This is a genomic window from Saccharospirillum sp. (assembly GCF_040881935.1).
Lineage (GTDB): Bacteria > Pseudomonadota > Gammaproteobacteria > Pseudomonadales > Natronospirillaceae > Saccharospirillum.
This window is the reverse complement of sequence record NZ_JBBECH010000020.1, coordinates 85,981-108,415: the sequence shown is the minus strand read 5'-3', so window position 1 is coordinate 108,415 and position 22,435 is coordinate 85,981. Positions and strand designations below refer to the sequence as shown.

The 22,435-nt window shown below is 54.9% G+C and carries 20 protein-coding genes and 1 pseudogene; 15 read left to right on the top strand and 6 right to left on the bottom strand.

Features of this window, described 5'->3' with window-relative positions; genetic code table 11:
• Positions 1–48: 48 nt before the first annotated feature.
• The 5 genes from ychF to ispE form a co-directional block, all read right to left on the bottom strand.
• Positions 49–1,140: a redox-regulated ATPase YchF gene (ychF, locus tag WEB54_RS02870; protein WP_368053141.1), complete on the bottom strand. Its 1,092-nt coding sequence runs from the start codon at positions 1,138–1,140 to the stop codon at positions 49–51.
• A gap of 25 nt (positions 1,141–1,165) precedes the next feature.
• Positions 1,166–1,756, bottom strand: coding sequence for an aminoacyl-tRNA hydrolase (gene pth, locus WEB54_RS02865; protein WP_368053140.1), 591 nt, complete (start codon positions 1,754–1,756; stop codon positions 1,166–1,168).
• Positions 1,757–1,873: 117 nt separating this feature from the next.
• Positions 1,874–2,509 (bottom strand): 50S ribosomal protein L25/general stress protein Ctc, encoded by a 636-nt coding sequence (locus tag WEB54_RS02860; RefSeq protein WP_368053139.1) that lies wholly within the window; start codon positions 2,507–2,509, stop codon positions 1,874–1,876.
• A gap of 120 nt (positions 2,510–2,629) precedes the next feature.
• On the bottom strand, positions 2,630–3,568 hold the full coding sequence (locus WEB54_RS02855; RefSeq protein WP_368053138.1) for a ribose-phosphate pyrophosphokinase: 939 nt from the start codon (positions 3,566–3,568) through the stop codon (positions 2,630–2,632).
• Positions 3,569–3,648: 80 nt separating this feature from the next.
• Positions 3,649–4,512, bottom strand: a complete 864-nt coding sequence (ispE, locus tag WEB54_RS02850) for a 4-(cytidine 5'-diphospho)-2-C-methyl-D-erythritol kinase (protein WP_368053137.1) — start codon at positions 4,510–4,512, stop codon at positions 3,649–3,651.
• A gap of 422 nt (positions 4,513–4,934) precedes the next feature.
• Between ispE and WEB54_RS02845 the strand changes: the two genes are divergently transcribed.
• The 8 genes and pseudogenes from WEB54_RS02845 to WEB54_RS02810 all read left to right on the top strand — a co-directional run bounded on the left by WEB54_RS02845 (position 4,935) and on the right by WEB54_RS02810 (position 14,005).
• Positions 4,935–5,900 carry a TAXI family TRAP transporter solute-binding subunit gene (locus WEB54_RS02845; RefSeq protein ID WP_368053167.1) on the top strand — a complete coding sequence of 322 codons (966 nt, stop codon included), beginning with the start codon at positions 4,935–4,937 and terminating at the stop codon, positions 5,898–5,900.
• An 86-nt stretch (positions 5,901–5,986) separates the two neighbouring features.
• On the top strand, positions 5,987–8,173 hold the full coding sequence (locus tag WEB54_RS02840; protein WP_368053136.1) for a TRAP transporter permease: 2,187 nt from the start codon (positions 5,987–5,989) through the stop codon (positions 8,171–8,173).
• 204 nt (positions 8,174–8,377) lie between these two features.
• On the top strand, positions 8,378–10,201 hold the full coding sequence (locus WEB54_RS02835; RefSeq protein ID WP_368053135.1) for an ATP-binding protein: 1,824 nt from the start codon (positions 8,378–8,380) through the stop codon (positions 10,199–10,201).
• On the top strand, positions 10,198–11,568 hold the full coding sequence (locus WEB54_RS02830) for a sigma-54-dependent transcriptional regulator (protein WP_368053134.1): 1,371 nt from the start codon (positions 10,198–10,200) through the stop codon (positions 11,566–11,568). Before WEB54_RS02835 ends, WEB54_RS02830 begins: the two co-directional genes overlap by 4 nt.
• A gap of 260 nt (positions 11,569–11,828) precedes the next feature.
• Entirely contained in the window at positions 11,829–12,275 is a 447-nt protein-coding gene (locus WEB54_RS02825) for a hypothetical protein (RefSeq protein ID WP_368053133.1), read from the top strand.
• Positions 12,276–12,285: 10 nt separating this feature from the next.
• Positions 12,286–12,735, top strand: a complete 450-nt coding sequence (locus tag WEB54_RS02820) for a methylglyoxal synthase (protein ID WP_368053132.1) — start codon at positions 12,286–12,288, stop codon at positions 12,733–12,735.
• A gap of 122 nt (positions 12,736–12,857) precedes the next feature.
• Positions 12,858–12,956, top strand: a pseudogene (locus tag WEB54_RS02815) (hypothetical protein); the annotation flags it as partial.
• Positions 12,957–13,159: 203 nt separating this feature from the next.
• Positions 13,160–14,005, top strand: coding sequence for a substrate-binding periplasmic protein (locus WEB54_RS02810; protein ID WP_368053131.1), 846 nt, complete (start codon positions 13,160–13,162; stop codon positions 14,003–14,005).
• A gap of 6 nt (positions 14,006–14,011) precedes the next feature.
• On the opposite strand, the gene WEB54_RS02805 is transcribed toward WEB54_RS02810, so the two are convergent.
• On the bottom strand, positions 14,012–15,076 hold the full coding sequence (locus WEB54_RS02805) for a Gfo/Idh/MocA family oxidoreductase (protein WP_368053130.1): 1,065 nt from the start codon (positions 15,074–15,076) through the stop codon (positions 14,012–14,014).
• A 303-nt stretch (positions 15,077–15,379) separates the two neighbouring features.
• Between WEB54_RS02805 and WEB54_RS02800 the strand changes: the two genes are divergently transcribed.
• From WEB54_RS02800 to doeA, 7 genes are all read left to right on the top strand, one after another.
• Positions 15,380–15,547, top strand: coding sequence for a hypothetical protein (locus WEB54_RS02800; RefSeq protein WP_164743820.1), 168 nt, complete (start codon positions 15,380–15,382; stop codon positions 15,545–15,547).
• A gap of 191 nt (positions 15,548–15,738) precedes the next feature.
• Positions 15,739–16,203: a DUF962 domain-containing protein gene (locus WEB54_RS02795; protein WP_368053129.1), complete on the top strand. Its 465-nt coding sequence runs from the start codon at positions 15,739–15,741 to the stop codon at positions 16,201–16,203.
• 88 nt (positions 16,204–16,291) lie between these two features.
• Positions 16,292–16,930 (top strand): methyltransferase, encoded by a 639-nt coding sequence (locus WEB54_RS02790; protein WP_368053128.1) that lies wholly within the window; start codon positions 16,292–16,294, stop codon positions 16,928–16,930.
• Positions 16,931–17,091: 161 nt separating this feature from the next.
• Positions 17,092–17,868 carry a TSUP family transporter gene (locus tag WEB54_RS02785; RefSeq protein ID WP_368053127.1) on the top strand — a complete coding sequence of 259 codons (777 nt, stop codon included), beginning with the start codon at positions 17,092–17,094 and terminating at the stop codon, positions 17,866–17,868.
• 594 nt (positions 17,869–18,462) lie between these two features.
• Positions 18,463–19,650 carry a N(2)-acetyl-L-2,4-diaminobutanoate deacetylase DoeB2 gene (gene doeB2, locus WEB54_RS02780; protein ID WP_368053126.1) on the top strand — a complete coding sequence of 396 codons (1,188 nt, stop codon included), beginning with the start codon at positions 18,463–18,465 and terminating at the stop codon, positions 19,648–19,650.
• 154 nt (positions 19,651–19,804) lie between these two features.
• On the top strand, positions 19,805–21,082 hold the full coding sequence (locus tag WEB54_RS02775) for an aspartate aminotransferase family protein (RefSeq protein WP_368053125.1): 1,278 nt from the start codon (positions 19,805–19,807) through the stop codon (positions 21,080–21,082).
• Complete coding sequence (gene doeA, locus WEB54_RS02770) at positions 21,079–22,425, top strand: ectoine hydrolase (RefSeq protein WP_368053124.1); 1,347 nt, start codon at positions 21,079–21,081, stop codon at positions 22,423–22,425. The genes WEB54_RS02775 and doeA overlap by 4 nt, the downstream gene beginning before the upstream one ends.
• Positions 22,426–22,435 lie beyond the last annotated feature (10 nt).

Below are 22,435 nucleotides of genomic sequence, written 5' to 3'. Positions count from 1 at the left end.
AAAAGGCTATTCCACTAAGGGGGGGTGACCTGGGTCACCCGGGGACCGTCAGACGTTGAAACGAAAATGCATCACATCGCCGTCTTTAACGATGTATTCCTTGCCTTCGAGACGCCATTTACCCGCTTCTTTGGCACCTGCCTCGCCATTGTAGGCGACGAAGTCGTGGTAAGAAATGGTCTCTGACCGGATAAAGCCTTTTTCAAAGTCGGTGTGGATCACACCCGCCGCTTGCGGGGCGGTGGCTCCTATTCTGACGGTCCAGGCGCGAACCTCTTTGACACCCGCTGTAAAGTAGGTCTGCAGGCCGAGCAGTGAGTAGGCGGCCCTGATCACCCGGTTCAAACCGGGTTCTTCCATGCCCAGGTCGGCCAGAAACTCAGTTTTCTCTTCATCTTCCAGCTCTGCGATTTCGGATTCGAGTTTGTTGCAAATGGCCACAACTTCAGCATTCTCGGCTACAGCTATTTCCCGTACCCGCTCCAGCATGGGGTTATTCTCGAAACCGTCTTCATCAACGTTGGCGATATAGAGGGTGGGCTTGGTGGTTAGAAAGAAAAAGGGCTTCAGGTCGGCTTTTTCTTCATCGGTCAATGCTACGCTGCGGATAGGGCGGGCTTCGTTGAGGGCTGGTTTGATTTTTTCCAGCACCGCTACCTGACGAATGGCGTCTTTGTCTTGTCCCTTGGCTTTTTTCTGCAGTTTTAGCAGCTGCTTGTCGAGCATGTCGAGGTCGGCCAGGGCCAGTTCGGTATTGATGATCTCGATGTCTGACGCCGGGTCTATTTTGTTGGCGACATGAATAACGTTATCGTTTTCGAAGCAGCGAACAACGTGTGCAATGGCGTCGGTTTCGCGGATGTTGGCCAAAAACTGGTTGCCCAGGCCTTCACCTTTGGATGCACCCGCTACCAGGCCGGCAATATCCACAAATTCCATGGTCGTCGGGACTGTACGCTCGGGTTTGACGATCTCTACCAGCTTGTCCTGGCGCGGGTCCGGGACCGGGACCACGCCGGTATTCGGCTCAATGGTGCAGAACGGGAAGTTCTCTGCGTCAATGCCAGCCTGAGTCAGGGCGTTGAAGAGAGTGGACTTACCGACGTTGGGTAGTCCGACGATGCCACATTTAATGCCCATGTTGGGGGTCTCCTGAAGGCAGGGTTCAGTCTGCTTTGAATTGGTGTAATTGGTTCATGGCTTTTTGCCAGTGTCCTGAGATGCACAGCGGGGTCTGGTCAACAGCGGCGTCAATAGCGCGAGCGAGACTGATCCGTTCGTCAGGATGTGCCTTCGACAGCACGTAGTTCACGACCTGGCTTGCCGTTCCCGGGTGGCCAATACCCAGCCGCAGCCGGTAGAAGTTCCGGTTGTTGGCCAGGCAGGCAATGATGTCGCGCAACCCGTTGTGACCGCCATGACCACCGCCCAGTTTGAATCGGGCCACACCTGCGGGCAGGTCCAGCTCATCGTGGGCAACCAGAATACGTTCAGCCGGAATTTTGTAGAACTGCGCCATAGCCGCCACGCTATGACCGCTGCGATTCATAAAGGTCATGGGTTTCAGTAGCCAGATTTCGGCACTGGCAATGCTGATCCTGGCGGTAAGTGCCTGATATTTGCTGTCGAGTTTCCAGTGTCCGCCAGCGGATTCGGCGAGTGCATCTATGTACTCAAATCCCGCATTATGTCGGGTATGGTCGTATTGGGTTCCGGGATTACCCAACCCGACAATCATCGCAATGGGGTCATTCATGATCGTGCCACTGTTCAACCTTGGTGATGAAAGCAGTTTGGAAAATGGGGTTCATTTTCTAAGCTGCCTGAGCAAAAAAAGGGCCCAGAGGCCCTTTTTACAGTCAAGAAGCGGTGCTTATTCTTCAGCCGCGTCTTCTTCAGCGGCGTCCACATCGTCAAGAATACCAGCTGGCTTAACAACGGAAACGACCGGTGCGTCGTGGTCGGCACCCTTGTTCAGTTCAACCAGGGCAACACCCTTGGGCAATGACAGGTTACTCAGGTGAAGAACGGTACCCATTTCAATCTTGGCCATGTCGACTTCGATGAACTCGGGCAGATCGCTGACCTTACAGGTGATGTCAACTTCGGTGGCGCTGTGCTGGATCTTGCCGCCTTGCAGTTTCACCGCTTTGCACTGCTCTTCATTAATGAAGTGCAATGGCACCTTCTTGTGAACCACGCTGGATTTAGTTACACGTTCAAAGTCGGCGTGCAGCGGGTGGCCCTTGGCCGGGTGACGCTGAAGGTCCATCAGGATGGCTTGTTCTTCTTTGCCATTGATGGTCAGCGTCAGCACATGAGAAAAGAAGGCTTCGTTGTTCAGTGCCTTAACCAGTTCGCGAGCTTCCAGTGTCAGGCTGGTCGGCTTGCGGTTTTTGGCGCCACCGTAAATGATGGCAGGTACTTTGCCTTCTTTACGCAGGCGGCGGCTCGCACCCTTTCCTGCAAGCTCACGCACTTCGGCGTTTAATGCAAAAGAATTGGACATGGTGTTTCTCCAAATATAGGTACCACAGACCGCGACCAGTCTGGGCGGTACCGTTTATAAAAGTATCGGGTGACTCCCGATAAGCGAATTTAGCTGGGAAAAGTCGGTAAATGTTCCGAATTAACGGAACATTGCACTGATTGATTCCTCATTGCTGACCCGGCGCATGGACTCTGCAAGAATCCCCGCCATAGAAAGCTGGCGGATATTAGCACAGTTTTTTGCAGCATCCGAGAGGGGAATCGTATCGGTGACTACCAATTCGAGGTTTGATCCTGCAATGCGCTCCACCGCCGGTCCGCTGAGGACGGGGTGAACGGCATAGGCCACGACTTTCCGCGCTCCGTGCTTGACCAGGGCTTCAGCGGCATGGCACAGCGTACCTGCGGTATCCACCATGTCATCGACAATGACGCAGGTGCGATCTTTGACATCACCAATGATGTGCATGATCTCGGCCTGGTTGGCCTTGGGCCGGCGTTTATCGATGATGGCCAGATCCGCACCCAGCTGCTTGGCAACCGCCCGGGCACGCACGACGCCACCGACGTCGGGTGAGACTACGATCAGGTCTTCAAAGTCCTGGCGTTGTATGTCGTCGAGCAGAATGGGAGAGCCGTAGATGTTGTCGACCGGAATGCTGAAGAACCCCTGTATCTGGTCGGCGTGCAGGTCGACGGTAAGAATGCGATCAATACCGACCACGGTCAGCATATCGGCAACTACTTTGGCGGAAATCGGGACGCGAGAGCTGCGTGGTCGGCGATCCTGACGGGCATAGCCAAAATAGGGCATAACAGCGGTGATGCGGCCTGCCGAGGCACGGCGCAGAGCGTCGGCGAGCAGGATGACTTCCATCAGGTTGTCGTTGGTCGGCGCGCAGGTCGGCTGAATGATAAAAACATCGGCACCTCTGACGTTCTCGTTGATGTCAATGGCGGTTTCACCATCGCTGAACTGGGTTATGGTGGCGTCACCCATGGGAATGCAGAGACGCTCAACCACCTGGTTGGCGAGTTCGGGGTTGGCGTTCCCCGTGAATACCATCATTTTTGACACTTCAAACCACCCTATGTTGGCGTTTACTCAAACGTAAGTCAGGTGGTTCGCAACCACCTGTCAGGAATTCGGTGTTGCGATCAGGCTTGTTTGGCCAGGTTTCGCTGCAGGGACGATTGATTAACCCCCCGGGCGAGAAAAGCACGGTAGCCGGGGTATTGATCGTGAATGCTGTTCAGAATCTGTTGGGCTGCCATATCGCTTCGCGTCTTAATAAACATACAGGATCCGCTTCCGCTGAGTCTGACCGGTTCAGCATCTGCGCCGGTTAATTCAGTCAACTCACGAAAAGCACGGTCGATGCCGGGATAGAGTGCTCTGACGGTAGGCTCGAAGTCATTGTGTCCCGCCCCGGCCAGCGCGGTGCGTATTGTGCTGACTGGGGTATGGCGTGTCAATTGAGGATGGTTGAACAATGCGGCGGTACTGACGTGGATGCCCGGGTGCACCACAACGAACCAGTGTTCGGGCAACTCAACCGGTGTTAACACCTCGCCGATGCCCTCCGCCCAGGCTGAATAGCCTCGCACAAAGACGGGTACGTCGGCACCCAGCTTTACACCAATATCCGCCAGTTCATCAATACTGAGGTTTAGTGACCAGAGGTGATTCAGCCCCACCAAGGTGCTGGCACAGTCAGAGCTGCCGCCCCCTACACCGCCACCGAGCGGCAGGCGTTTTTCGAGGTGCAGTCTGACCCCGTGGCGGGTGTTGGTCGCAGACTGCAGTGCCCGGGCGGCCCGCGTAACCAGATTGTCAGGCGTCGCCAGGGCAGGGTCGGAGCAAGACAGCTCAATAGCGGATCCGGACTGATGTTCGAGGGTCAGGGTGTCACCAAAATCCAGTATCTGAAACAGCGTTTGCAGGCTGTGGTAGCCGTCGGGTCGGCGCCCGACAATGTGTAACATCAGGTTCAGTTTGGCAGGCGCAGGCAGGGTCAGCACCGGTCAGGCTCCTAGGTCGCGACAACAATGGATTGGGCGACAAGTTTACCGCATTGCGGCTGGGCTGACTGCCCTGAATTGGGGTTGGAAACACGCTATCAAAAGGAACGGCTATATTATTCTGCTCTGCCAGAAATGGGTGGTTTTACACCCATGCAGGGTCCGGCAGTGGGTGTGGGCTCACCCAGTGTCGCCGCCGCAGTGCGCTGAAAGGCCCGGTTTGCCCAATTCCGCAGCGTTGGCCCGAGCTTTGCAGTCGCTATGGTGCGCCGAGCCGGTGACCGGATATGTACCCGATCGTCTGAGCGCTCGAATAAGAACGAAAACGCACTACACTGGTAGCCACCAATTGTTAACCTGAACGAATAAGTGTTAACCACAACGACAACAACAAACTGGAGTTCTATATAATGTCCAAACGTATGTTTGCCCTTGCGGCTCTGTCTGCCTCTGTTATGACCGCTGGCGTTGCTATCGCCGAAGACCGGTCAGACTGGCCTTCCAACTTTACCATCGGTACCGCCAGTCAGGGCGGGACTTTCTTTGCTTACGGCACTGGCTGGGCCAACTTTGTTGCTGAAAACCTGGGCATCAGTGGCGGTTCTGAAATCACCGGTGGTCCGATGCAGAACATGGCGCTGGTTCATACCGGCGAAGTAGCTTTTGGTCTGACCACCATGGGGCCTGCCCGTGAATCGATGGATGGCAACAGCCCGCTCGCACCAGGACTTATGATGGACAACGTCTGCGCGGTGTTCCCGATGTATGAGACGCCTTTCTCAGTGACGGCCCTGTCTGATTCAGGTATCGAAAGCATCAGCGATATTCCTGCCGGTTCACGCATCGGTTTCGGCCCTGCCGGTTCAACTTCCGATACCTATTTCCCGGCTATGCTGGAAACGCTCGGTGTTGACTTTGAACGTCGTAACGGTGGCTGGAGTGATCTGGGTACCCAGTTACAGGATGGCCTGCTTGACGTCATCGCTTTTGCCGCCGGTATTCCGATTCCTGCTGTCAGCCAGTTGGAAGTTCAGACTGATGTGAACATCATTGAGTTTACCGAAGATGAAATGAACACCATCACCGCTGAATTCCCAGTGTCCGAATTTACCATTCCGGCCAGCACTTATACTACGCTGACCGAAGGCGCCCGTGCGGTGTCTATGTGGAACTTCGCGATTGCCGATTGCACCCTGTCTGAAAGCTTTGTGTATGAAGCAACCAAGCTGACCATGGAAAATAACGACCAAATGGTTTCGATCCATAACGCAGCCAGAACGTCTATCCCGGAAAACTACGATAAAAACACCTTTATCCCCTGGCATCCGGGTGCGGCACGCTGGTTCAACGAAAATGGTTACACCATTGACGCTAGTCTGATCAAGTAATTATTTGGGTTTTATAAAAGCCTTTGTTCCAAAAATAGGGTGGTCTGCGGGCCACCCGTTTGCCTGTTTGGGTATGGGTCAGACTTATGACAACTGAAAAGAACACCCCGGAGTCGACTGAGGTCGAGTCCATTGAAGATGTGGTTGTAGCAGCTGGAGTTGATGACGAGCCGATAGAGCCGAATCGCCGTCAGTTTACCGGTCCGATGCTATGGCTGATTATGGCCTTGTCGATCCTGTATTCGGGATTCCACCTCTATACACTGAACATTGCTCCGCTGGAAACCTGGGCCTTCCGGATTCTTCACGTTTGCGGTGCCTCTATTCTTGGTTTTATTCTGTTTTCCGGTGCCCGCTTTACGGATGATGAAAAGGGTGGCCAGAGCGCGCCCTGGACAACCTGGGCGGGTGTCGTGCTTTTGGTGCCGGCGCTCTATGTGCTGGTGCAAACGGCCATTATGCAAAATCTCCTGTCCGGCGGTGCTTTGCGTTTGCCTGTGGAAATGGAAGTTTGGCACTTTGGTTGGCCACTGCTGACCGTAACGGGTCTGGGCATTGTATTGAGTTGGTTGCACCGTCGTGACCGGGGTGTGTTCTCGATTCCTGATCTGGTATTGGTAGTGTGTTCCATGGCCGTCGCCAGTTACCTGGTTATCGTGTTCAACACCTCGATCCGTATGAGTACGGGTACTTCCTTCGCACCGGTGGGTATTTCTTTTGCAGCCGTTGCCGGTACGGCCCTGATTTTTGAATTGACCCGACGCCTTGCTGGCTATGCACTGGTGGTTATTTCATTGGTGTTTCTCGGTTATGTGTTCATTGGCCCCTATTTACCGGGCTTCCTGGGTTACCCCGGGTTGAGTGTGCAGCGCTTTTTCAGCCAGGTGTACACTGACGCTGGTGTGCTCGGACCAACTACGGCGGTGTCGTCGACCTACATCATTCTATTTATTATCTTCGCCGCCTTTCTGCAAGCCTCTAAAGTGGGTGACTACTTTGTGAATTTTGCCTTTGCTCTGGCCGGACGGTCACGCGGGGGTCCGGCCAAGGTGGCTATTTTCGCCTCGGGCCTGATGGGGATGATCAACGGCACCAGTGCCGGTAACGTGGTATCAACCGGTTCCCTGACCATTCCGCTGATGAAGAAGGTTGGCTACAACAAAACCTCGGCAGGTGCAGTTGAAGCCGCGGCCTCGACCGGTGGGCAGATTATGCCGCCGATCATGGGTGCCGGTGCCTTTATTATGGCTGAAATTACCGGTATCCCTTACACTGAAATCGCGATTGCGGCCATTATTCCGGCCATCCTGTACTTTGCGTCCGTCTATTTCATGGTGGATCTGGAAGCCGCCAGAACCGGCATGCGTGGCATGCGTGATGACGAATTGCCGTCACTGCGTCGCATGGTGCGTCAGGTGTACCTGTTTATCCCGATCATTATTCTGATTGGCGCGCTCTTTATGGGGTACTCGGTGATACGTGCCGGTACACTGGCGACGGTGTCTGCGGCGGTGGTCAGCTGGATATCACCCAACAAGATGGGGATCAAAGCGATTCTCAAGGCGTTGGAAATCGCGGCCTATATGTCGATTCAGATCATTGTCGTCTGTGCCTGTGCCGGCATTATCGTTGCTGTTATCTCTCTGACGGGTGTCGGTGCGCGCTTCAGCTCGTTGCTGTTGGGTGTGGCTGAAGCCAGTCAGTTGCTGGCGCTGTTTTTCGCCATGTGCATCTCCATTCTGCTGGGTATGGGCATGCCGACAACCGCAGCCTATGCGGTGGCTGCCTCCGTTGTCGCACCTGGTTTGGTGCAAATGGGTATCCCCGTACTGACGGCGCACTTCTTTGTGTTTTACTTTGCGGTAGTGTCGGCGATTACCCCGCCAGTGGCTCTGGCGTCCTATGCTGCAGCTGCGATATCCGGTGCGAAAGCTATGGCAACCTCAGTAGCCTCGTTCAAGATGGGTCTGGCCGCATTCATTGTGCCCTTTATGTTCTTCTATAACAGTGCACTTCTGATGGATGCGGAGCCACTGGCCATCATTCGTGCGCTGATTACCGCTGTGGTTGGTGTCTACTTGCTGTCCTCAGGTGTGCAAGCCTGGTTCCTGCGCTATGCGGCTCCCTGGTATTTGCGCATCCTATTGATCGTCGCGGCTTTCCTGATGATCGAAGGCGGTATTTATACTGACCTTGTGGGTGTTGCGGCCGGAGCCATTGCCTTCTTTGTACAGAGGGTGATCAATGGTCGGCTGGCTCAGGCCCCGTCCTGAGACGGCATTGCCATTGAAAGTCGAGTGAACCGTTTAGCCTGAAATGATGACAACCCGCAAGCCAACGTGGATTGCGGGTTGTTTTGTTTCTGCAGTCTGATTTTGGTTTAAGTCGCGGTCACCGAAGCGCACCAATTCGGGTAGAATCAGAAGCCTATGGCGAACGTCACCCGGCTGAACCGAGAACTGAGATGGAAACCGAGCATGAAATACCGTACCTGGGGTCTGCTGTTGTTTGTTGTGACCTGTCTGGTGTCCTGGGTACTCGGCTCCTGGGTGGGATATCGTCAGGTAGAGCGTGAGAGCCTGGAAGAATCCTTCCGTTACTCCCAGCTGGTTGCCAACGAACTGAACCGGTACCGGCCCATTCCGGAACTGATGGCGCAACACCCGGTGATGGTGGATGTATTGCGCGAACCCGATAATCCCGGCCTGGTGCTGGCTGCCAATGAAGAGATGAAGCGAATGGCGACCATTGTCGCTAGTTCCGACGTCTACCTGATGAACACTAACGGTCTGACCATCGCAGCCAATAATTATGAGTTGCCGACCAGTTTCATCGGCCGGAATTTTGCCTTTCGACCTTATTTTTTTGAGGCTATGGAGCGCAACGGTGCCGCACTGTATTACGCTCTGGGCATCACCACCAATGAGCGAGGCCTGTACTTTTCGCACACAGTGACCTCGGATCAACAGCCCGACCGCCCAATGGGTGTGATTACGGTGAAGATTCAGGTGAATGAACTGGAATCCCAATGGCGTCGACCCGAGTCCTTCTCAATCGCTGAAATGGTGGTACTGGGTCTTGACGGGGTCAGTTTCCTGGCCAGTCGCCCCAGCTGGCTTTATCGTGCTTTTGAACCCATTTCCGAGCAGCGACTGGCTGAAATTCGGGCGCAGCGTCGTTACTTTGATGAACCCCTGACCCCAATACCCAAGGTCGAGCGTGGCCGCCCCTGGGGGGTAGGGGAGCGATCGGTTCGGGTGGCCATCAACACTGGAGACAACCAACAGGAATACCTCAGTGTGGACACACCCTTGCCGCAACTGGACTGGACCTTGCGGGTACTGATTGGCACCAGCCCGGTGCTCTGGACCCAGGTTCAGTTCCTGATCGCCGGGACGCTGGTCTACCTGGGCTGTTTTCTAACCTGGTTGTATTTGCGTGAACGTTACCGGCGCGAAGCGGAATTGGCGGAGCGGGGTGTGCAACTGGAACATCGGGTGGCCGAACGCACGGCCGATCTGGAAGCATCGAACCAGCAGTTGAAGGCGGAGATTCATGAACGGGAGCGTGCCGAGAACGAGCTTAAGGAAACTCAGCAGGAACTGATTCAGGCGGCCAAGCTTGCGGTTCTGGGTCAGATGTCGGCGGGTCTTAACCATGAAATGAATCAGCCGCTGACGGCCATTCAAGCTTATGCACGCAACAGCGGGCGCTTTCTCGAACGAGGTGATTCGGAAACGGTTCAGGCTAATCTAAGCGAAATTGTCGGTCTGTGTGACAAAATGGCCGAACTGACTCGTCAGTTTAAAGTGTTTGCCCGCAAATCTGAGGGGCCGCCCTCTACGGTTGATTTGCGCTTGCCGATTGACGCTGCCCTGAAAATCATTCAGGCGCAGGATCTAAGCGCGACTATCCAAATCGACTGGCAGCGACCGGAGCACCCGGCCTTTGTTCATGGCGATCTGATTCGCATTGAGCAGGTGTTGGTGAACCTGGTGGCTAATGCCTTGCACGCGGTGGAGTCCAGTGATGCGCCAACTGTGAACGTGCAATTGGTCGCACAACCGCAGCACTGGGTGTGTCGGGTTATAGACAACGGGCCCGGATTACCCGCCAATACGGAACAGTTATTTGAACCCTTTTTTACCACTAAATCCCTAAAGCAGGGCTTGGGGCTAGGGTTGTCCATTTCCCGGCAAATCGTAGACGCTTTGGGTGGACAATTGACCGGACGGAACCGTACCGATGCCCGGGGGGCGGAATTTATTGTGGTACTGAATCGAAGAGAGACGTCAGAATGACTGCCATCGATGTAATGTTTATTGACGATGAATCGGCGCTTCGGCAAGTCATGCTGCAGACGCTGGCACTTGAAGAGTTAAACGCCCGAGGGTACCCGGACGGTGCTTCGGCACTGGTCGACATCAAACCGGATTTCCAGGGCGTGGTGTTGTGTGATTATCACATGCCGGGACTGGACGGTTTGGGCGTTCTGGCTCGAGTGCGGGCCATCGACGAGTCGATACCGGTCATCATGCTGACCGGGCAGGGAGACATCAGTACCGCGGTAGCGGCGATGCAGCAGGGGGCCTATGATTTTATCGAAAAGCCGTTCAATCATGATGAACTGATAGAACTGTTGAAACGAGCAATCGAAAAGCGACAGCTGGCACTGGAAAACCGCATGCTCAAGGCTCAGCTGCGACAGTTTGTGCGGCCGGGCCCACGCCTGTTGGGTGGTGAATCGGCGAGTATGAAACGGGTGATGTCCATGCTCAACAGTCTGGTTGATACCTCGGCAGATATTCTGCTACACGGTGAAACTGGCGCGGGAAAGGACGCCATTGCCCGCTACATTCATGAGACCAGCCCGCGCAGCCAGCACAATTTCGTTGCCATTAACTGTGGTGCCGTGCCGGAAAACCTGATCGAAAGCGAATTGTTCGGCCACGAATCCGGTGCCTTTACCGGCGCTGATAAAAAGCGCATCGGTAAATTCGAGCACGCCCACAAAGGCACTATCTTTCTGGACGAGATGGAAAGTATGCCAATGCCGTTGCAGGTGAAATTGTTGCGGGTTCTGGAAGAACGCAAGGTAGAACGCCTGGGCAGCAACAGCAGTATTGAGGTGGATGTACGCATCATCGCCGCGACCAAGATTGATTTGAAAATGCTGAGCGAGCGCGGCGATTTTCGTGAAGATTTGTATTACCGGCTGAATGTCATTCAGATCGATATCCCACCGCTGCGCGATCGCAAGGAAGACATTCCCATGCTGTTTCATCACTTTGCGTTGATTGCAGCGGCACGCTATGACCGGGAAAGCATTCCCCTGAATACGCAGCAGGTCGGGCAGTTATTGCGCCATAGCTGGCCAGGGAATGTACGGGAATTGCGCAACCGGGCCGAACGTTATGTGTTGATGGGCCCTAGTGCCCTGGAGGATGGCCAGAGCATCTATTCAACGGATGTTTCCGGCCGACAAACCCTGGCTGAAATCGTCGACGCCTTTGAACGTTCCGTACTGGAAAATGCGCTGCAGGTTTGCCAGGGCAGTATCAAGGACACCATGGTACACCTGGGTCTGGCGCGCAAAACACTCTACGACAAGATGAAAAAGCACGGCCTCGACAAGGCCCGGTACAAGGATGATGGCGGCACTGACTAGGTTTAACTTAAGTTCCGGAGTTCGAGTCGCTTGAGTGGCGTTGGCCCGCATCGGATGCCGGGTATGCCCCTGTGGGGTCGGGCGGAATGTCGCCCACTCCCTCGCTTCGATCCCCCTAAGTCCGACAGACTCCTGGGCCGTACCATCCCTACCATCCGACGCGGGTTCATGGCTACGCAGCCACCCCCCCAACTCCGAAGCCTGAGTCACTTGCTGCTGTGGGAGTGGGTTATCGTTGTTAGTCTGCAGGATATGGTAAAGTGGCATCTGTGTCCCGCTTGCCGGATACGATCTACGCTTCCTATTGTCTGCCCCGAAGGAATCTGTTTTTGAAACCCAGTTGGCGACTTTCTCTGCCACCCGCCTTGTTCCGGGGCTTGTTCTGGCTGTTGTTCCTGAGCATCATTGTATTGTCGCTCGCTCCCGTGGACCACCCGGAGTTTTCTCCGAACGACAAGGTGAATCATCTGCTCGGCTGGGGTGTGCTGGGGTTACTGGGGTGTTTGGGCTGGACAGCGCGAGTGCGACTCGTGTTGTTGCTCTGGTGCGCCAGCTTCGCGCTTGAAGGGGCGCAGGGCCTGACTTCCTACCGGATGTTCAGTGTGGCCGACGCTTTGGCCAACGGGGCCGGATTGCTGATTGGCCTTGCGATCATCACGCTTTGGGGCCGCATCCTGGCGCTGTTCCGTGTTAACTCCACTCAATAAAGGAAAGAGTATGTCCAAACCGAATCGAAACGTGGCCCTGGTGGCTCACGACAACAAAAAGCAGGAGCTGGTTGCCTGGGCTCAGGAAAACCAGGCACTGTTTGAGTCGCTGGGCATCTATGCTACCGGAACGACCGGCAAGCTGATTGAAAAGGGGCTGAACCGACCCGTGCAAAAGTTGCTCAGTGGTCCTCTTGGTGGCGATCAGCAAATTGGCGCCAAGATCGCCGAAGGCGACATCGATCTGTTGATCTTTTTCTGGGATCCGCTCGAGCCACAACCGCATGATCCAGACATCAAAGCTCTGCTGCGCATTGCCGCGCTGTATAATATTCCGGTTGCCTGCAACCGGGCCAGTGCGGATTTTATGATTCAGTCTCCGTTGCTACACAGTGACTACACGCCAGCGAAACCCGACTTTTCAGTGTATACCCAGCGCATCACCCCGGCCGGTTACTAAGAACGCAGAGGGTTCGTTCATTACATGGATTGCCTGCCGGGTGAGCTCGCCGGACCTCATCGCTGGCGATCTGGATTTTTTGGGCATCAATTTTCACACCCGCTCAGTGAGGCCACAGTCAGCGATTCGGTACTGTGCATGTAAATTATGACACCCAAGTCAGAACGCCCAAGGCCAGTGCACTGGCGTTTAAGGCGTTTTTGGCGGCCCGTTTAGGGTGATGTGGGCCCGGCGCGACGACCGGGCTTTTGTGCTTTCTCTTCTGCCCATCTATTATTGGGCTCGGGAGGCTCGCGTGGCGTGTTCAAAGCCTCCCCTGGTGTTCCAATCAGGGAGGGCGTGGACTTACTGAGTTGTTGAAACTGCAGAGAATAGCTGAGCATATGATCTTATTGGATCTACTGCCCAACATGGGGCACGCATAATGATTTTTGGCTTATCCGGCTGGTGTCGGCGCCTGTTGCTGGTCTCCTCTGTGGTTTCGTTGGCCGCCTTACAGGCCGAACCAGGTCAACCGGGCACCATGGCCTCCGCTGTCCCTTCCGAGAGTTGCACCCGACTGACCGCTACGGGCAATCCCGAATACCCGCCTTATTTGTGGCAGGAACCCGGATCCCGGCGCGGGCTGATTGGTGCTAACAAGACCATTATGGAAGCCCTGAGCGAACGCCTGGGGATTCCCATTGAAGTGATTTACACCGGTCCCTGGTCCCGCGCTCAGGAAGAAGTGAGGGTAGGGCGCGTCGATCTGATTGCCGGTGCCTTTTTCACGCTGCCGCGCCTGGCCTACATGGATTACATTGAACCGGCTTTCCTGACCACCCGCTCGGTCGTCTGGAAACGTTCGCTGGTGGCGTTCGACTACAGCGAGTGGGTCGACCTGCAACCCTATGAAGGCGCCACGGTGATCAACAACAGCTTTGGCCAAAATTTCGACGAATACGCCAGCACTAACCTCAGCATCGATAACGTGACCAGTCTGCCTCAGGCTTTTCGCATGCTGGCTCAGGGGCGTGTCGATTATGTGCTGTACGAGGAATATCCGGGTCTGGCGTATGCGGCAGAGCTTGATTTCGATTATATCATTGAGCAAATAGAGCCACCCATCAGCGCAGAAGGCTTGTTTCTGACGATTTCCCGTCGCTCTCCCTGCAATACCGAAGCCTTGCGAGCCGAACTGACCCGCATCATGGCTAATCTGGTCGCAGATGGCACCGCTCAGCGAGCGCTGAGCGATGGGCTGGAAACCTGGTCTATGAGCAGCCCGTAACGCCGTTTACAATGTTGGATACCGCCAACTCAGGCGTTTGCCTTCAGCCGACGATTGTTCAGCCAACTCCAGCGTATACAATAGAGCACGGGCATCGCCAAGACTGACCGGCGGCTCGGCTCGGGTGTTAACAGCCTTTGCCAGCGCTTTAAAATAGGCCTGGTAATGACCGGGTGCGCAGTTATCAGACTGAATGGTTATTTCCCCGTCCTCTGTAGCCATGTGCCGATGTGCGGTTTGTGACTGACCGGCGCTGGGGTAATCATTCTGCCAGGGCATTTGACCGGCACGCAGGGCTTCTTCCTGCGGGTCCAGCCCCCAGCACTGCCAACTACCCTGTTCGAAACGGGCATTAAAGCGGCGCATGGGTCCCGCTTCAAAAGGCGTCGAGCCAAGCGTAACCTGGAGTTCCGGGTAATCCAGCATGATTTCAAACCAGTCGGGCGTGTTGCCGCCGGGACGCAGAATTTTCAGGCTGGCTTGCAATGAGTCAGGCGCGCCCAGCAGATGCAATGCCTGGTCCAGAAGGTGGGGTCCCAGATCCCAGAATATGCCGCTCGCAGGCCCTGGTTGCTCGCGCCAGCGATCTTGTGGCTTGGGCCTGAACCGGTCGAATCGACTGGTCAGATGCTTCAAGGTACCCAGCTCTGCTGAATCGATCAGCGCTTTTAAATGCAGGAAATCACCGTCGAAACGTCGATTCTGATAAACCGTCAGCAGCCGATCATGGTCGTTTGCCAATTGCGTCAGCGTTTCAATTTCCTGCAGCGAGGTGACCGAGGGCTTTTCCAGCAGAACGTCCTTGCCAGCCTTTAATGCAGCTTCGGCCAACGGGAAGTGCAGGGTATTGGGTGCAGTGATGATAATCAGATCCAGCGACGTTGATTCAATTAACGGCTCAACATCTACGACCACCCGGGTATCCGGGTACCGCTCATGGACGACCTCGGCCTGTCGGCTGCACACGGCGCTCAGCTCGAAGTCGGGCAAGCCGTGGATGAAAGGCGCATGAAAGACCCGACCCGAGAGGCCGTAGCCGATAATACCGGTTCGAATGGCGGGGTGTGCCATAGACGCAGCTCCTTCGTGAGTAATCGTTATTTTTCAGACATTAACCCAGCCTGTCTGTCGAGTCACAAGTATCAAACTGTAACAGCCAGTGACGGCTTGCCAGCGTCATAATGTTGCCGCATTTTTATGGTTACTGTGTATAGGTACGGTTATTGACGACGCTAAGTTATAAATGTTTGTCTGATTTATGTGCAGAAAGTGATCAATAGCCGGAGTACAGTATTCACGTACCCAACTCGAAACGCTTACTCTGATGGTAAACCGGGTACTAACCCTCAGAATACTGAGTTCAAGGTGAACACAATGGAGAAGAAAGCAACCGCCAAACAGTCGTTCCTTGCCTTTTTGGGAGTGGTCAGCAAGTCCAAGTCGCGTCGTCGTGGTAACCACACAACGCTGGACCGCTTGTCACGTCCTGAAGTGCGCGATGAGCTGTCACTCAAAGGTGTAGCGGTTCTTAGCGACAACTGATCGTCGCCGCCCGGGCGTCTCAAAGTCGGGCAAAGGCAGGATGCCACCAAGACCACCAAGGTACTTTTGTGTATCGATAGGGTGGTTTTACCGGTAAAAGTTGCTTCGCCTGTTCTACTGGTCTCCAACCCGTTATGCTGTAGAGTCTTATTCCTCAACAATGAGACTCACCGCAAGCGGGAGGAACACCAATGGCCAAGTCTCTCGAAGTCTGGTTAAGCCAATACGGCGAGAGCCATCAAAACCCCACCAATAAAAAAGTTCACTGGATCTGTGTGCCGGTTATTTTCTGGTGTGTGCTGGCGTTGTTGTGGCAGATTCCCCTGGGGCCAAATCCGATCATGAATGCAGCCGTTGTGCTGATTGCTGTTAGCATTCTGTTCTATTCGGGTCTGTCGTGGACGCTTACCATCGGTATGGGCATTCTGGTCGCGGTCTCGGTAGCGTTGGTACTCGGGTATCAATCGCTAGGGTTGGCCTTGCCGCTCTGGGCTTTTGCGCTGATCCTGTTTGTCGCAGCCTGGATAGGTCAGTTCTGGGGGCACCGTATCGAAGGCAAGAAACCAAGCTTCTTCGAAGACGTTCAGTTCCTGTTAATAGGCCCGGCCTGGTTACTCAGCTTTATTTATCAGCGCCTGGGGATTCCGTTGAAGTAACAGGGTTGGTCTTAGTTGGTGTATTAAGGAGCCTCTGAATAACAACCCTGTTCCCAATAACGTTGCCGTAAACGGCTGGAGATTCTCTTTGTCTAAAAATTCCCTGTCCAGGCATCAGATGTCTGCCCATGGTCTGACCTTTTTAAAAGCCAGTCATCCGGTTATTAAAACCCTGAAGCACAGTGTCGGAGATGCCAATCTGCACGGTAATAAAGTCTGGGATTCCAGTTTCGTGCTGATGGACTATCTGCTGCTCGATCCTATTCCTGAAGGCCGAGTCGTGTTTGATATTGGCTGTGGCTGGGGCCCGACCACTCTGTTTCTGATGGACCGGTTTCAATCCAAAGTCATGTCAATAGATGCCGACGATTCTGTAGAGCCCTACCTGCAGTTGCACGGTGAACTGAACGAGCTCAAGCCTGTATTCTGGCAGCGTAAAATCAAACAGTTGAAAACCGCTGATCTGTCGATGGCCGACACGGTGATCGGTGGCGATATCTGCTTCTGGGACAGTCTGGCAGAGGAGTGGAAAACCCTGATCAAACGCGCCAAAAAGGCGGGTGTGCGTCAGATTCTGATCGCAGATCCCGGTCGTCAGCCGTTTCACGATTTAGCCGACTGGGCCGTTAAGAAACACCAGGCTGAGCTGTGGGAGCACGACATTTCCACGCCGGTTAAGGCCACCAGTTATGTGCTGGACATCCCTTTGAATGGGGACGGTCTCTAAACTTTTGTCGGCTCTGGGCGCTAACCTGTCAAAGAATTAGCCGGATTGTATCTGCGGTGAACGCTGCCACCCTACTTGCTATGACGAGCCAAGAGTAACGCCGTTCGTACCTTGCAAACTCCGAAACCTGAATCATAAAAATTCCCAGGGAGATCTCATACATGGAGTGGTCTTTTAGCATTCTCTTAATCTTGTTTGCTGTCGCCATGTTGGCCGGTTGGGTAGATACCCTGGCCGGAGGTGGTGGTTTGATTTCGTTGCCAGCCATGTTGCTGTTGGGTGTGCCACCGGTCAGTGCTCTGGCGACGAATAAGGCGCAGGGCGTGGTTGGAACACTGACCGCCTCGGTGACACTGTTGCTGAAAGGGCATTTGCGCGGGCAGGCGTTGCTGTGGCGGCTCGTTGCGGCTGGTCTGGGCGCTGCCCTGGGCAGTTGGCTGGTGCAGGGTGTAGATACCGGGTGGCTGGAATGGCTGGTTCCGGTATTGCTGATCAGTGTCGCTGTGTATTTCTGGTTAACGCCAATCCTGGGAAGCATCGAGACGAAGGCACATCAGACAGAACGTGAGTGGGCAGTGACCTGGGCGCCAGCAGTGGGCTTTTACGATGGCTTTTTCGGGCCGGGCGCCGGGTCGTTTTATGCCGCAACCGGAGTCGCCTTTCGTGGCCAGACGCTGTTGGCTGCCACCATCTCTGCCAAACCCCTGAATTTTATGTCAAATGTCGTTTCGCTGGCGGTGTTTTCCGCAGGCGGTCAGGTGGTCTGGGTGATCGGTTTTGCAATGATGCTGGGGCAAGTGCTGGGGGCTTTTGTCGGTAGCCATACCATGCTCAGCGGTGGTGCTCGTTTGATTCGTCCGATCGTGATCACCATGTGTGTGTTTATGTCGGTCAGCCAGGTTGCCCAGTCGATGGGCTGGATTAGGTTGGCAGGCTAATCGTCCGTCAGATCTGAATATTCCTGCCATTCAAAATCCTGGTCGGCCCGGTGAAAGAAGACCAAGCGCTCATCCAGAATCGGGGGACAGTATAGTCAGTTCGGGCGGAATCGTCTGAATTGATCAAGGATTAACTGACAAAGTTGGTTTTGGTAAAAAACGATTTATGCCCCTTACTATTAGGGGCCTAATGGTTATTCCCCTCAAGAATAAAAAAACGGGAAATAGCCTGAAATTACCTCGTCAGGAATGAGGTTTTCCAAGGCCTTTACGGAGCCTATGGAAAGGTCATTTCTTGCTGCTTTTGATAGTGGAATAATTACTCTAACTTACTGATATTACTAAAAAATTAGAACGAACTGGATGGGCTGTTGAGAGCGAAGTCTAACGCTGGTAGGGGCAGGTTGGTGAACGGGTCTGTCACCCTGTAGGAAAAAAACCTTGCAAGGCCTCGGCTTATGAAACTAGGGTGGGTTACAGGCCTGATGATCGATCTGTGGGGATCAAAACATTTTCCCTGCAGGTCCACGATGATCAGCAACGACTTCAACATTGATACAGCCATATTCATAGACAGGCAGAGGTGATTCAGCGGTGTCAGCACCCACTCCATCGTCAACCAATTCAAGCTGGGCGCAGGCCGTAAAAGACGCCATTGCCCTGCGCCGGGATTTGCATCGCCAGCCGGAGCTGAGTTGGTCGGAGCAAAGAACGGCGGCGACGCTGCGTCAGAAGCTCACCGCTCTGGGTATAGAGTGGCGAGTATGCGCCGAGACAGGTACGGTCGCGACACTCGCCCCTGACGCCCCTGGCCGACACATAGCGTTACGGGCCGACATAGACGCGCTGCCCATCGAAGAAAACAGTGGCGTGGCCTGGGCGTCACACAACCAGGGTTGCATGCATGCCTGTGGTCACGACGGCCACGCGGCAACTCTGTTCGCAGCCACCCGGTGGCTGAAGTCCCGGGAAGATCGGCTGCCCGGGCCGGTGACTTTGTTGTTTCAACCGGCTGAAGAGGGTGGGCATGGCGCCAAACGGATGATCGAGGATGGTGCTCTGGCTGGTGTTGAAGCCGTGTTTGGCTGGCATAACTGGCCCGCCATACCCTTTGGCCAGGCAGTGTGCCCGGATGGAGCTGTTATGGCCGGCAACGGAACCTTCAAACTGGTCGTAAAAGGCCAGGGTGGGCACGCTAGCCAGCCGGAGCTGTGCCGCGATCCGGTTTTGGCTGGTTCGGCCATCGTTGTGGCGTTGCAGCAGGCGGTCAGCCGCCGGTTACCGGCGCAAAATGCGACCGTACTAAGCGTTACCTCGTTTGATGCGCGCAGTGGCGTCACCGTCATTCCGGATAAGGCGGTACTCGAAGGCAGTTTTCGCCTGGCTGATCCCGCTATGCGCGAGCCGCTAACACAGATGATACAGGAGATTGCCACCGGCACGGCGCAGGCCTACGGCGTTGAGTGCCAGGTAGAGGTATTTCCGCGATATTTGGCTACGGTTAACCACAGTGCCGAAGCCGCTGTTTACCGGTCTGTGCTGGTGGAGCAACTGGGTGAGCGTGCGTTAAGTGAGACAACGCGGTTGCCGATTATGGCATCGGAAGATTTCAGCTATTACTTGCAGGCATGCCCGGGTGCTTTTGCCCTGATCGGTTCCGGAGACGGTGAACTGGCGCATGAGGTGCCTTGTCATAGCCCGAATTACGATTTTAACGATGCTCTGATTGATCCGGTGGCGCGCATCTATGCTCGCCTGGCCGGTGTCCCGATTCCGGACTGACCGGATTTACTGGCCAGGTACAATCTGTTCTGGTCTGGCATCGTTCAATGAAACGGTGCTGCAAAACATACTCGATGTCGCGGTACCGTGAGCTAACACCGGGCATTCAGAGTTAACAAGATGGTTTTCTAACAACACAACTGGAGGGGTTGAAATGGACGTATTTGAAAAGTGGGAATCTGATATCCGTGGTTACTGCCGTTTGTACCCGACGGTGTTCAAGTCGGCGTCTAATGCCCGTCAGGTAGACGAAGCGGGTAAGTCTTATGTGGACTTCTTCGCCGGAGCCGGGGTGTTGAACTTCGGTCACAACAACGAGCGCATGAAAAAAGCGCTGATCGAATTTATCCAGAACGACGGTGTTGCTCACAGTCTCGATATGTACACCACGGTCAAGCGTGATTTCATTCAGGAGTTTGCGCAAACCATTCTCGAACCGCGCCAGATGAATTACAAAATGCAGTTCATGGGCCCGACAGGCACCAATGCCGTGGAAGCCGCCATGAAACTGGCCCGGAAAGTGACCGGACGGCAAACCATTGTGGCTTACAGCCATGGCTTTCATGGCATGACACTGGGTGCACTGGCCGCTACCGCGAACAGCTATTTCCGCAACGCCGCTGGCGTGCCGCTCAACCACGTACTGCGCCAGCCGTTTGGCTGTGAGACTCAGTGCAAAGGCTGCACCCTGGGGTGTGGGGTGGATTCAGTTGACCGCCTGCGCGCACTCTATGCCGATCCAAGCAGTGGCCTGGAGCCGCCTGCGGCGTTTCTGGTCGAGGCTATTCAAGCCGAAGGCGGGGTGCATGTTGCCTCCAAAGAATGGCTTCAGGCTGTTCAGAAACTGGCTCACGACCTGGGCGCGATGTTCATTATCGATGATATCCAGGCCGGTTGTGGACGTACTGGCAAATATTTCAGCTTCGATGATATGGGTCTGGATCCGGATATCGTAACGCTCGCCAAAGGCATCGGCGGTTTTGGTACACCGCTGGCGATGAATCTGGTGCGTCCGGAGCACGACAAGCACTGGGGACCCGGCGAACACACCGGTACCTTCCGCGGCCAGGGCTTCTCCTTTGTTGCTGGTGTCCAGGCGCTCAGCTATTTCAAAGACAACGAGCTGATGACCGAAGTGGTCACCAAAGGCAGGGAGATGAAAGAGCATCTTCAGGGTATCTGCACCGAGCACAGCGCTCAGGCATTCCAGGTGCGTGGCAAAGGCATGATGCAGGCCATTGATCTGGGCGATGGTGCGCTGGCAAAAGACGTGGCGCGTCGCTGTTTTGAAGCCGGGCTGCTGATTGGTGCCTGTGGTGTCGGCGGGCGTGTATTGAAACTTATTCCGCCACTGACAATCCCCAACAGTGATTTGCACGAAGGTCTGGCGACACTGTCCAAAGCCATCGGGGAAGCGTTGGAGGCGGCATGAAACAACGCGAAGACATGACCTTTCCGTTCGACGAGTATGTGCGTCGACTGGAAGGTCTGCGTGAACGTATGGCCAGTCGGCTGCTGGACGCGGTGGTGATCACCGATCCGGAAAACCTGATGTATCTGACCGATTATCAGACTACAGGGTATTCGTTCTTTCAGGCTCTGGTTGTGCCACTGGAAGACGAACCCTTCATGATCACCCGGGCACTGGAAGAGTCTAACGTCCATGCCCGAACCTGGGTGGAACGAACCCGCCCCTACCCGGATACGGGTGACGCGATCCAGATGCTGGTCGAGGCGTTGCGTGAGTTTGGACTGAACGGAAAAAGCATTGGCTACGAGCGCAACAGCTATTTTTTCCCGGCCTATCACCAGGACAGCATTCACACCACCTTCCTCGATGGTTCCCTGAACGATTGTTTTGGCATTGTCGAAGAAGGCCGGATTTGCAAGTCTGCTGCTGAACTGGATGTCATGCGTAAAGCGGCCCGGGCAACTGAAGCTGGCATCAAAGCCGGTTTCGAAGCCACGGTAGCCGGTGCGACCGAAAACGACATCGGTGCGGCTATTTCGGCTGCCATGTTTCGTGCCGGTGGTGAACCGCCGGCGGTGATGCCGTACGTTACGTCCGGGCCGCGTTCGATGATTGGTCACGCGACCTGGGAAGGCCGAACGGTTCAGCCGGGTGAGCATGTGTTTCTGGAAGTCGGCGGCTGTTATCGCCGCTATCACACCGCCATGATGCGCACCATCGTACTGGGCGATTTGTCGGAGTCGATGCACCACGCCCAGGAGCGCATGAAGCATGCGTTGCGTGAAGTTAAAAAGCTGATACGACCCGGGCTTACCGTGTCGGATGTCGATAACCTGGTGCGCAACATCATTACCGACAACGACGTGGGCGCCCGTCTGGTCACCCGTTCCGGCTATTCGATCGGCATCGCCTTTCCGCCGAGTTGGGATGAAGGCTATATCATCAGTCTGAAACAGGGCGATTCGCAAGTGCTGCGCGAAGGCATGACCTTTCACATCATTCCCTGGATGTGGGGCGTCGATGGTAACAAGACGGTGGGCATTTCAGACACTGTTTATGTGACCAGCCGGGGCTGCGAATCCTTCTTCAGTCTGGATGAGGATTTTATCGTCAAGCCAGAATTCGCAGCACGTGAACTCAGTGCCAATACTCCGGCTAGGCTGACCGATGTCTCGGGCAATGCGTTAAGCAGCGAACCGCAGACCCAGGCCAATAACAATACGGCGGATGCAAAGCGCACCGGCAAGAAAGACAAGTCCAGCGCCAAAGCCGGCAAAGTCAGCCAAGAGGCTGCGAGCTCTTAAGCAATTATCG

Excerpts from the sequence above, each read along its gene's own strand:
- ychF (WP_368053141.1), bottom strand. The coding sequence starts at position 1,140 with ATGGGCATTAAATGTGGCATCGTCGGACTACCCAACGTCGGTAAGTCC.
- pth (WP_368053140.1), bottom strand. The coding sequence starts at position 1,756 with ATGAATGACCCCATTGCGATGATTGTCGGGTTGGGTAATCCCGGAACC.
- WEB54_RS02860 (WP_368053139.1), bottom strand. The coding sequence starts at position 2,509 with ATGTCCAATTCTTTTGCATTAAACGCCGAAGTGCGTGAGCTTGCAGGA.
- WEB54_RS02845 (WP_368053167.1), top strand. The coding sequence starts at position 4,935 with ATGTTTGCCCTTGCGGCTCTGTCTGCCTCTGTTATGACCGCTGGCGTT.
- WEB54_RS02840 (WP_368053136.1), top strand. The coding sequence starts at position 5,987 with ATGACAACTGAAAAGAACACCCCGGAGTCGACTGAGGTCGAGTCCATT.
- WEB54_RS02835 (WP_368053135.1), top strand. The coding sequence starts at position 8,378 with ATGAAATACCGTACCTGGGGTCTGCTGTTGTTTGTTGTGACCTGTCTG.
- WEB54_RS02830 (WP_368053134.1), top strand. The coding sequence starts at position 10,198 with ATGACTGCCATCGATGTAATGTTTATTGACGATGAATCGGCGCTTCGG.
- WEB54_RS02820 (WP_368053132.1), top strand. The coding sequence starts at position 12,286 with ATGTCCAAACCGAATCGAAACGTGGCCCTGGTGGCTCACGACAACAAA.
- WEB54_RS02810 (WP_368053131.1), top strand. The coding sequence starts at position 13,160 with ATGATTTTTGGCTTATCCGGCTGGTGTCGGCGCCTGTTGCTGGTCTCC.
- WEB54_RS02805 (WP_368053130.1), bottom strand. The coding sequence starts at position 15,076 with ATGGCACACCCCGCCATTCGAACCGGTATTATCGGCTACGGCCTCTCG.
- WEB54_RS02800 (WP_164743820.1), top strand. The coding sequence starts at position 15,380 with ATGGAGAAGAAAGCAACCGCCAAACAGTCGTTCCTTGCCTTTTTGGGA.
- WEB54_RS02795 (WP_368053129.1), top strand. The coding sequence starts at position 15,739 with ATGGCCAAGTCTCTCGAAGTCTGGTTAAGCCAATACGGCGAGAGCCAT.
- WEB54_RS02785 (WP_368053127.1), top strand. The coding sequence starts at position 17,092 with ATGGAGTGGTCTTTTAGCATTCTCTTAATCTTGTTTGCTGTCGCCATG.
- WEB54_RS02775 (WP_368053125.1), top strand. The coding sequence starts at position 19,805 with ATGGACGTATTTGAAAAGTGGGAATCTGATATCCGTGGTTACTGCCGT.
- doeA (WP_368053124.1), top strand. The coding sequence starts at position 21,079 with ATGAAACAACGCGAAGACATGACCTTTCCGTTCGACGAGTATGTGCGT.